The organism is Streptomyces sp. NPDC043952, assembly GCF_056435325.1.
In genome coordinates, this window is record NZ_JBWKES010000053.1 from 25,323 (window position 1) to 34,780 (window position 9,458).

General features: G+C 71.5%; 13 protein-coding genes. 7 read left to right on the top strand and 6 right to left on the bottom strand.

From position 1 onward, the window contains the following. The first annotated feature begins 14 nt into the window (after positions 1–14). From AC069R_RS32735 to AC069R_RS32745, 3 genes are all read left to right on the top strand, one after another. Entirely contained in the window at positions 15–377 is a 363-nt protein-coding gene (locus AC069R_RS32735) for a hypothetical protein (protein WP_478770349.1), read from the top strand. Beyond that, on the top strand, positions 374–706 hold the full coding sequence (locus tag AC069R_RS32740) for a hypothetical protein (protein ID WP_478770339.1): 333 nt from the start codon (positions 374–376) through the stop codon (positions 704–706). Before AC069R_RS32735 ends, AC069R_RS32740 begins: the two co-directional genes overlap by 4 nt. Positions 707–876: 170 nt before the next feature. After that, positions 877–1,335 carry a DUF6879 family protein gene (locus AC069R_RS32745; RefSeq protein ID WP_478770350.1) on the top strand — a complete coding sequence of 153 codons (459 nt, stop codon included), beginning with the start codon at positions 877–879 and terminating at the stop codon, positions 1,333–1,335. Here AC069R_RS32745 and AC069R_RS32750 read toward each other — a convergent pair. After that, positions 1,320–1,517, bottom strand: coding sequence for a hypothetical protein (locus tag AC069R_RS32750; RefSeq protein WP_478770340.1), 198 nt, complete (start codon positions 1,515–1,517; stop codon positions 1,320–1,322). The two genes, AC069R_RS32745 and AC069R_RS32750, sit on opposite strands and share 16 nt — an antisense overlap. Positions 1,518–1,631: 114 nt before the next feature. Here AC069R_RS32750 and AC069R_RS32755 point away from each other — a divergent pair, with 114 nt between their 5' ends. Together AC069R_RS32755 and AC069R_RS32760 are read left to right on the top strand one after the other, a co-directional pair. Beyond that, complete coding sequence (locus AC069R_RS32755) at positions 1,632–2,498, top strand: hypothetical protein (protein WP_478770341.1); 867 nt, start codon at positions 1,632–1,634, stop codon at positions 2,496–2,498. 129 nt (positions 2,499–2,627) lie between these two features. Beyond that, positions 2,628–2,789, top strand: coding sequence for a hypothetical protein (locus tag AC069R_RS32760; protein WP_478770351.1), 162 nt, complete (start codon positions 2,628–2,630; stop codon positions 2,787–2,789). A gap of 15 nt (positions 2,790–2,804) precedes the next feature. Here AC069R_RS32760 and AC069R_RS32765 read toward each other — a convergent pair whose 3' ends face one another. Continuing rightward, complete coding sequence (locus tag AC069R_RS32765) at positions 2,805–3,149, bottom strand: metal-sensitive transcriptional regulator (protein ID WP_478770342.1); 345 nt, start codon at positions 3,147–3,149, stop codon at positions 2,805–2,807. Between the two features lie 233 nt (positions 3,150–3,382). On the opposite strand from AC069R_RS32765, the gene AC069R_RS32770 reads away from it, so the two are divergent. Together AC069R_RS32770 and AC069R_RS32775 are read left to right on the top strand one after the other, a co-directional pair. Beyond that, entirely contained in the window at positions 3,383–4,003 is a 621-nt protein-coding gene (locus AC069R_RS32770; protein ID WP_015493282.1) for a DUF47 domain-containing protein, read from the top strand. Between the two features lie 7 nt (positions 4,004–4,010). Beyond that, a complete protein-coding gene (locus AC069R_RS32775) occupies positions 4,011–5,009 on the top strand; it encodes an inorganic phosphate transporter (RefSeq protein ID WP_478770343.1) in 999 nt (332 codons plus the stop codon). Between the two features lie 89 nt (positions 5,010–5,098). Here AC069R_RS32775 and AC069R_RS32780 read toward each other — a convergent pair whose 3' ends face one another. The 4 genes from AC069R_RS32780 to AC069R_RS32795 form a co-directional block, all read right to left on the bottom strand. After that, positions 5,099–5,284: a hypothetical protein gene (locus AC069R_RS32780; RefSeq protein ID WP_478770344.1), complete on the bottom strand. Its 186-nt coding sequence runs from the start codon at positions 5,282–5,284 to the stop codon at positions 5,099–5,101. A 139-nt stretch (positions 5,285–5,423) separates the two neighbouring features. Then, positions 5,424–5,843, bottom strand: coding sequence for an NUDIX hydrolase (locus tag AC069R_RS32785; protein WP_478770345.1), 420 nt, complete (start codon positions 5,841–5,843; stop codon positions 5,424–5,426). Next, on the bottom strand, positions 5,840–6,877 hold the full coding sequence (locus tag AC069R_RS32790) for a CHAD domain-containing protein (RefSeq protein WP_478770346.1): 1,038 nt from the start codon (positions 6,875–6,877) through the stop codon (positions 5,840–5,842). The genes AC069R_RS32785 and AC069R_RS32790 overlap by 4 nt, the downstream gene beginning before the upstream one ends. Then, positions 6,858–9,089: an RNA degradosome polyphosphate kinase gene (locus tag AC069R_RS32795; RefSeq protein WP_478770347.1), complete on the bottom strand. Its 2,232-nt coding sequence runs from the start codon at positions 9,087–9,089 to the stop codon at positions 6,858–6,860. The genes AC069R_RS32790 and AC069R_RS32795 overlap by 20 nt, the downstream gene beginning before the upstream one ends. Between the last annotated feature and the right edge of the window lie 369 nt (positions 9,090–9,458).

Below are 9,458 nucleotides of genomic sequence, written 5' to 3' on the forward strand. Positions count from 1 at the left end.
GGTGGGTGAGTGACATGCAGACCCCCGCGACCGTGCGACCGGACCGGGGCATGGCCAACCTGAGAATGCAGGTCGACATGGGTCAAGGTATCGCCCGCTTCATCGAGTCGCTGTTGCGGCTCCTGCTACCGGCTTCGGGACAGCGCCCGTCCTCCGAACCGTCCCTCGCCCGGCAGGACACCGTGGCCGCTCGTCCTCCTCTCGTTCCCGCGCTGCGGGGCGAGGACGTCGGTCTGGTGCGCCCGTATCTGGTCGCGCACGAGCGGCGCCAGGAGGAGAGGCGGAAGCGGGCTCGGCGGCGCGTCTTGTGGCTGGCCGTGTCCGGCGTCGACATCGGCCCCCGCGTGATCCACGGTGTGGGGGTGACGGCCCGATGAGCACGGCGGAGACGGCACGCCTGCTGCCCTGGTCGACGCTGGACGGGAATCCTTGTTACCTCCGCGGCGACGGAACCGGCTACCTCTCCCGCGTCGCCGACAGTATTGAGAGTGTGCAACTCGGCATGGCGGACGAACTCCTGGGCCACGCGGCCGACATGCTCACCGACGACAAGGCCACACCGGATCAGCTCCGGTTCGCGCTCGCGCGGATGAGTGAATCCCTGCGCGACGTGCACCGGATCGCCGAGAGCCGGGGCGCGCGTCTGCCGGTGTCCGAAGCCGACGAGGACGACAGCGTCGTACTCTCCGGTGAGGTGTCCGAGTGAGCCACGCGGTGCCGCGCTTCGCGCTCCACTGAGCGACGACAGGCAACACAGCTCAGTGTGTGGGCAGCCATGCGGCGAGCTCTATCAGTCCTTGGAGGTGAAGGGCGGTGACCGCACCGACGCTTGAGGAGCGCCTTCGAGGCTGCGTCCGTTCTGCCGTGCACTTGGAGATGCGCGACGGGTACATGCGTTCAGATCCTCGCTTCGCCGCCTGGCAGAGGGGCGTCCGGGACGACCCGGCCGACAGCGATCCGGTACGTCGGCCGTGGCTGCGGCTCATCGCCGACCTGGTCGGCCGAGGGGTCGCCGTACGCAGGGCCCGTATCGTGTCGGAACCGGTTTCGGACTACATCAGGTTCGAGCACCACCTGACCGGCCCCACCGTGGTGGCGGGTGAGCAGGTTCGCTGGCTGCCGCGACGTCTGGCTTCCGGGCTGGCGCTGCCGGGCAACGATTTCTGGCTCTTCGACGACAGCTCGGTGGTCTTCCACCATTTCGCCGGGGACGGAGAACTCGCGTCGGACGACGAGGAGTTCACCGATGACCCGGCGGTCGTGGAGCTGTGCGCGGGTGCGTTCGGTGCCGTGTGGCGCCTGGCACTGCCGCACGCCGACTACCGGCTCTCCTGACCGTCCGCCCCTTGCCTGGCCCCGAGGATGGCGGCCTCGTGACCCGCCGCGTCCGTTCTCGCCTGGCTGCGCGCCCTGCGGGCCGGGCCGCGCCAGCCGCAGGTGCAGCGGGCCACGCAGAAGCGGCCCTGTTCGGTCGTCGTCGTCAGATGGTCCACATCCCGCGTGTCCTGCTCCGCCACGCCGTCCACCGTACCGAGAAGCCGGGGGCGCAGCGTGACGGCGGTCCCCTACTCGTCGTTAACCGGAGGACAGGGGGGCCGTAACGGACGTACCGGCTGGGGGAAGGCAGGGCGATGGAACGGCGGCAGTACAGACGGCGCGCGGGCAGGACGGCCGGCGCGCTGGGCCTCGCGCTCGCGCTGGGCGCGGGCGTGGGCGGCTGCTCGGACCTCGGGCTCCCCGCCGAGGACGTCAGCAGCGGCGCGGGCGATCCGATCACCCTGCTGACCGGCGCGGCCGGCGCCCTGACCGGCGCGGGCAGCTCCAAGGCCGGCACCGCCATGGAGATGGCCACGGGCGGCACCCGCGTCACCATCCGCGGCACCGGGGTCTACGACTACGTCCACCGGCTCGGCCGGCTGACCGTCGTGCTCCCGGAGGACCCGGTGGGCGCCGCCGAGCACCAGCCGCTCACCGAACTCCTCGCGCCCGGCGCCCTGTTCATGAAGAACCGGGGAGCGGGGGTGCCCGCCGACAAGTGGGTGCGGGTGGAGACGGCGACGCTCTCCGACGGCAATCTGGTCACCGGCGGCGTCACCGACCCGTACACCGCGGCCGAGGTGCTGCGCGGCACCCGGCGGGCGAGCTACGCCGGCCGCACCGAGGTCGGCGGCATTCCGGTACGGCACTACCGGGGCACCGCGGACCTCGCCCAAGCCGCCCGGTACGCACCGGCGGACGTCCGCAGCTCCCTGGCGGCGGCGGCAAAAGGGTTCGCCACGGCCCAGGTGCCCTTCGACGCCTACCTGGACGACCAGGGCCGGCTGCGCAAGCTGCGCCAGCGCTTCAGCTTCGTCAACGGCCGCCGGCGCACCCCCGTCGCCGTCACCTCGACCACCCTGCTGTACGACTTCGGCGCCCCCGCCGTCGTCGCGCTGCCGCGCGCACGGGACATCTACGCCGGCCGGATCGCGGAGGACACGGGCGCCGGCGGGGCCTGAATCCGGCCACTCCCGGTGCCGCACTAGTCCCTTGACGCCACCCCGGAAGTAGCCCGTCCGTGCCATGCGCGGTAGGTAAACCGCCTCCTACCCTAGGAGTCCGGTGACGTCAGAGAAGAGGTGAGGCGGGTGGCGGCGGCCGGCGGTACGGCGGTTCAGGACCATGTGGCCCTCGCCGAGATCGAGTTGTGCGGCGAGCTGATCATCGCGGCCTCGGCCGCCGAGGACCGGCTCAGCCTGGAGTGCATCGACGAGGTGCTGAGAGTGGAACGGCAGGAACAGGACGGCTGAGGTGCCGCGCGGTCCTCAGGTGCGCAGCAGCCGGCCGATCGCCTTCGTCGCCTCGTCCACCTTCGCGTCGATCTCGTCCCCGCCCTTGAGCGCCGCGTCCGCCACGCAGTGCCGCAGGTGCTCCTCCAGCAGCTGGAGCGCGAAGGACTGGAGCGCCTTGGTGGAGGCCGAGACCTGGGTGAGTATGTCGATGCAGTAGGTGTCCTCGTCCACCATCCGCTGGAGCCCCCGGATCTGCCCCTCGATCCGGCGCAGCCGCTTGAGGTGCTCATCCTTCTGCTTGTGGTAACCGTGCGTGGTGTGCTCGGCGCGGTCCGTCTGCCCGGAGGCTGCCGTGGCGCCGGCCTCGGTGGTCGTCATAGCGGGCCTCCATCTCGGGACGGGTGTTCTCGGTCACGCGCCGGGGGACATATCGCCCGGCATACCCCTACTGGGTATATGGTACCGAATTTTGCTGGGTATGGGGGCCTTGGTGCGCCCCCGTGATGATCGCTCTGCCCGATGGGCGACACTGGAGGGCGGCCCGATAGCCGTGGCCGGATGATGCGCCTAGCATCAGCCTGACCGAAACCGAAGCACCCCGAGGACCCCACGTGCGCTTTCGTCTGACCCCCAGGGAGACGAGCTTCTACGACATGTTCGCCGCTTCCGCGGACAACATCGTCACCGGCTCGAAACTCCTGATGGAACTGCTCGGGGCGGACTCCTCCGCCCGAGCCGAGATCGCAGAGCGTATGCGGGCAGCGGAACACGCAGGTGACGACGCCACGCACGCGATCTTCCACCAGCTGAACTCCTCGTTCATCACGCCGTTCGACCGCGAGGACATCTACGCCCTCGCCGGTTCCCTGGACGACATCATGGACTTCATGGAGGAGGCCGTCGACCTCGTCGTCCTCTACAACGTCGAGGAACTGCCCAAGGGCGTCGAGCAGCAGATCGAGGTGCTGGCCCGCGCGGCTGAGCTGACCGCGGAGGCGATGCCGAACCTCCGCACCATGGACAACCTCACCGAGTACTGGATCGAGGTCAACCGGCTGGAGAACCAGGCCGACCAGATCCACCGCAAGCTGCTGGCGCACCTCTTCAACGGCAAGTACGACGCGATCGAGGTGCTGAAGCTGAAGCAGATCGTGGACGTGCTGGAAGAGGCGGCGGACGCGTTCGAGCACGTGGCGAACACGGTGGAGACCATCGCCGTCAAGGAGTCCTGAGGCGTCGATGGACACCCTGGCTCTGATCGTGACCGTAGCGGTCGCGCTCCTGTTCACGTACACCAACGGCTTCCACGACTCGGCGAACGCGATCGCCACCTCGGTCTCCACGCGGGCGCTGACCCCGCGGGCGGCGCTGGCGATGGCCGCCGTGATGAACCTCGCCGGCGCGTTCCTCGGCTCCGGCGTCGCCAAGACGGTCAGCGAGGGGCTGATCGAGACGCCGTCGGGCGGCACGGGGATGGGCATCCTCTTCGCCGCGCTGCTCGGCGCGATCGCCTGGAACCTGGTCACCTGGTACTTCGGCCTGCCCTCGTCCTCCTCGCACGCGCTGTTCGGCGGCCTGGTGGGGGCGGCCCTCGCGGGCGGTACGGCGGTCCACTGGGACGGCGTGGTCGACAAGATCATCGTGCCGATGTTCCTGTCGCCGGTCGTCGGCCTGGTCGTCGGCTACCTCGTGATGCTGCTGATCATGTGGCTGTTCCGCCGCTCCAACCCGCACAAGGCCAAGCGGGGCTTCCGTATCGCGCAGACGGTCTCCGCGGCGGGCATGGCGCTCGGCCACGGTCTCCAGGACGCCCAGAAGACGATGGGTGTCGTGGTGATGGCCCTGGTCATCGCCGGGCACGCGACCTACGACGACCCGATCCCGGTCTGGGTGAAGCTGGTCTCGGCGATGATGCTGTCGCTCGGCACGTACGCGGGCGGCTGGCGCATCATGCGGACGCTCGGCCGGAAGATCATCGAGCTGGACCCGCCGCAGGGGTTCGCCGCGGAGGCGACCGGCGCGTCGATCATGTTCGGTACGGCGTACCTCTTCAAGGCGCCGATCTCCACGACCCACGTCATCACCTCGGCCATCATGGGCGTCGGCGCGACGAAGCGGGTGAACGCGGTCCGCTGGGGCGTGGCCAAGAACATCGTCCTGGGCTGGTTCATCACGATGCCGGCGGCCGCACTGGTCGCGGCGCTGGCCTTCGGCGTGGTGAAGCTGACGGTGCTCTGACCTCCCTTCTCATCCGCTCGCCCACCCGTCTCGCCCGGCTGCACGGCCGACGAGAGGGTGGGCTTTCCGCTGTGCCGCCGGCCCGCGCGTCAGCCGGCGTACTGCGGGAAGCAGCTGTCCCTGGCCGCGATCCGTTCGGCCGGGAGCCCCGGCACCGTGAGATCGCCGGTGACCAGGACGTCCTGGTCGCACCAGGAGCCGCCCAGCTCCACGGCCCAGCCACCGGGGTCCATCACCCAGTCGGCGTCGGAGAGCTTCACGACCACGCCACTCACGTGCCGCGAGTTCGGCAAGAGCCCCTGGTTTCCGTTACTGGAAACCGTCAGCACGACGCGGACGGACCTCCGGCCCCGCATAGGAGAGGAAGTCTGCCCAGGTGGAGGAGACGAACGCCCAGCGACCCGGACAGCTGAGCTAGCGCAGACCCGTCGCGATGGACGTCAGGGCCGGGGGGATCAGGTCCCTGTCGTGGGGGTGGGTCAGGCGGGTGCGGGCCTCGGGCGGGGGGAGCCAGAGGAGTTCGGTGACCTCGGCGTTGGGGGTGAAGGTGCCGCCCGTGGACTCGGCAGCCCAGTAGGTGACCTCCTTCGGGCGGCCCGCGTGGTCGGTGTAGCGGGCGGTCGGCAGGGGCGCGCCGAGCCGGCAGGTGTGGCCGGTCTCCTCCTCGACCTCGCGCAGCGCCGCCGCCCGCGGCGTCTCGCCCCGCTTCAGCTTGCCCTTGGGCCAGGACCAGTCGGACCACTTGGGGCGGTAGACCAGGGCCAGTTCGATGTCACCGGCGGGCGAGCGGCGCCACAGGACGCAGCCCGCGGCCCGTACGGGGGTCCCGGTCATACCGTCTCCACCGCCTCCCGCTGCCAGGCCCGCTGGAAGGCGAACCGGGCCGCCTCCACCTCGTGCCGCTGGTCCGCGTGCAGGACGCCGAGGGCGTAGGCCGTGGCGGGGGCGATACGGGGGGTGCGGGCGGCCTGGGCCGCGGCGGCGGCCGCCTCGGAGGCGTCGCGGTGCCGGTTCAGGGCCTGGCCCGCCGTCAGCAGGCGGACGTCCACGGGGGTGCCGGGGTCCAGCACCTCGCGGGCGTAGCGGTGCAGGCGCAGCAGCAGCCGTACCTGGTGCCAGGGACCGTCCTGGGGGTGCGGGGACGGGTCCGGGGACAGGCCGTGGATCAGGGCCTCCGCGTTGTACGGGTGGCCCGCGGTGAGCAGCGGCAGCGCGGCGATGGCATCGGTGAGCCGCTCCCGCGCGGCACCGGCCAGCGGGCGCAGGTCGGTGGTGGCGGCGGCCGGGGTGAGCGGGACCTCGCTGGCGAGCACGGCGACCTTGTCGGCGACGGCGTGGAAGCGGCTGGAGCCGAGCGCCTGGAGGGCGGTGGAGTGGGCGCGGGTCCGGGCGAGGGTGAGCTGGCGGTCGAGCAGGGCGCCCGCCTTTGCCGCGCCCACCGTCAGATTGCCGCGCTCCGGCGGAGCGGTCGCGGGGCCCCCGGAGACCGCCACCTGCTCGGGGAAGGCCGCCGCCCCGGACAGCCGGTGCAGCGCCTGCAACAGCCGCTCCAGCCGGGCCTCGTACGCGTGCTCCAGGGCCAGCGTGCCCGACAGCCAGGCCAGTTCGGGCCGCATCGACTCCGACCAGGCGGGGTCGAGCAGCGGCCGGTAGGTGTGCAGGCTGCCGCTGATCCGCCGGGCCGAGCGGCGCAGGGCGCGGGCCGCGTCGACGGATTCCTCGCCGGAGCCGGTGGCGCCCCCGGTCTCCCGGTGCAGCCGCAGGGCGCGCAGGAACTCCGTCGCCTGGGTGCGCAGATAGCCCGCGAGGGCGTTCCCCGTCACCACCTCGGCCGTGGGGTCCGTCGGGTCAAGGTGTTGCTGTGCCACGCCGGCGCCTCCGGGCGTCTATGAGCATCTCCTGGATGTTGCGCAGGGGCTGGCCGTCCGCGTCCACCGCGTGCCGCGTCCACTCGCCGTCCGGGCCGAGGTGCCAGGACGCGGTGGAGTCGGACATGCCGGTGTCCAGCAGCCGGTTGATGGCCGCGCGGTGGCCGGGGTCCACGACCCGCACCAGGGCCTCGATCCGCCGGTCGAGGTTGCGGTGCATCATGTCGGCGCTGCCGATCCACACCTCGGGCTCGCCGCCGTTGCCGAAGGCGAACACACGGGAGTGCTCCAGGAAGCGGCCGAGGATCGAGCGGACCCGGATGTTCTCCGAGAGCCCCGGCACGCCGGGCCGGATCGCGCAGATGCCGCGGACCCAGACGTCCACCGGCACGCCCGCCTGGGCGGCCCGGTAGAGGGCGTCGATGACGGCCTCGTCCACCATCGAGTTGACCTTGATGCGGATGAACGCCGGGCGGCCCGCGCGATGGTGCTGGATCTCCTTGGTGATCCGCGATATCAGGCCGTCCCGCAGCGACTTGGGGGCGACCAGCAGCCGGCGGTAGGTCTCCCGGCGGGAGTAGCCGGAGAGCCGGTTGAACAGGTCGGAGAGGTCCGCGCCGACCTGTGGGTCCGCGGTGAGCAGGCCGAGGTCCTCGTACAGCCGTGCGGTCTTCGGGTGGTAGTTGCCGGTGCCGACGTGGCTGTAGCGGCGCAGGGTCTCGCCCTCCTGGCGGACCACCAGCGACAGCTTGCAGTGCGTCTTCAGGCCGACCAGCCCGTAGACGACGTGGCAGCCGGCCTCCTCCAGCTTCTTCGCCCACTTGATGTTGGCGTGCTCGTCGAAGCGGGCCTTGATCTCCACCAGCACCAGGACCTGCTTGCCGGACTCGGCGGCGTCTATCAGCGCGTCCACGATCGGGGAGTCGCCCGAGGTGCGGTACAGGGTCTGCTTGATCGCGAGGACGTCCGGGTCGTCGGCGGCCTGCTGGAGGAAGGCCTGCACGGAGGTGGAGAAGCTGTCGTACGGGTGGTGCAGCAGCACGTCCCGCTGGCGCAGCGCGGCGAAGATGTCGGGCGGGGAGGCCGACTCGACCTCGGCCAGGTCGCGGTGGGTGCCCGCGACGAACTTGCGGTACTTCAGCTCGGACCGGTCGAGACCGTGGATGCGGAACAGTCCCGTCAGGTCGAGCGGGCCGGGCAGCGGGTAGACCTCGGCCTCGGAGATCTTCAGCTCGCGCACCAGCAGGTCGAGCACCTCGCGGTCGATGGACTCCTCGACCTCCAGGCGCACCGGCGGCCCGAAGCGGCGCCGCATGAGTTCCTTCTCCAGGGCCTGGAGGAGGTTCTCCGCGTCGTCCTCCTCGACCTCCAGGTCCTCGTTGCGGGTGAGCCGGAAGGCGTGGTGCTCCAGCACCTCCATGCCCGGGAACAGCTCCTCCAGGTGCGCGGCGATGACGTCCTCGACGGGGACGTACCGGCCGGGGCTGGACTCCAGGAAGCGGGAGAGCAGCGGCGGCACCTTCACGCGCGCGAAGTGCTTGTGGCCGCTGACCGGGTTGCGTACGACGACGGCCAGGTTCAGGGAGAGGCCGGAGATGTACGGGAAGGGGTGCGCGGGGTCGACGGCCAGCGGGGTGAGCACCGGGAAGATCTGGTGCCGGAACAGCGTGAACAGACGGGCCTGCTCCTTGTCCGTCAGCTCGCTCCAGCGCACCAGGTGGATGCCCTCCTCCGCGAGCGCGGGGGCGACGTCCTCGTGATAGCAGGCGGCGTGCCGGGCCATCAGCTCGCGCGAGCGGGCCCAGATCATCTCCAGGACCTCGCGCGGCTGGAGCCCGGAGGCCGAGCGGGTGGCCACGCCGGTGGCGATGCGGCGCTTGAGTCCGGCGACCCGGACCATGAAGAACTCGTCCAGGTTGCTGGCGAAGATCGCGAGGAAGTTGGCCCGTTCCAGCAGGGGCGTGTTCGGGTCCTCGGCCAGTTCGAGGACCCGCTCGTTGAAGGCGAGCCAGCTGCGCTCCCGGTCGAGGAACCGGCCCCGGGGCAGCGGGGCGCCGTCGGCCTGCGCGTCCTCGTACGCGTCGAGGTCCGCGTCGATGTCGGGTTCCAGGTCGGAGACCGCGGAGGTCACGGTGTGCGGCCGGTGCGCCGCGATGGAGCCCACCGGGGGCTGCGGGTGCTGAACCTCTGCCTGGGCGTCTTGCTGACTCATGAACCCATTCTTCCGCGCGACCGGTGCGACGGGCGCGTCGGAACGTGCGGGCGGGAGCGTCACGGTCCCGTTCCCCGCGGGCCCCTCGGGGGGCGGCGAAGGCTCTGGCACGACGGGTTTCATTGGCCGAGCGTCGCAAGCCCGTCTGAATCGATGGTTACGGCGACATGACGTGCGGGATAGCGGGGGGCGGCTCCCAGGGGGCCCGCGTCGCGAAAGCGACGGATTCCGCGGCGGTCCGGGCGGGGTCGTACAAGGTCGTGCGGGTCCGGAAGCGCGGGGGGGGGGGGGGGGGGGGGGGGGGGGGGGGGGGGGGGGGGGGGGGGGGGGGGGGGGGGGGGGGGGGGGGGGGGGGGGGGGGGGGGGGGG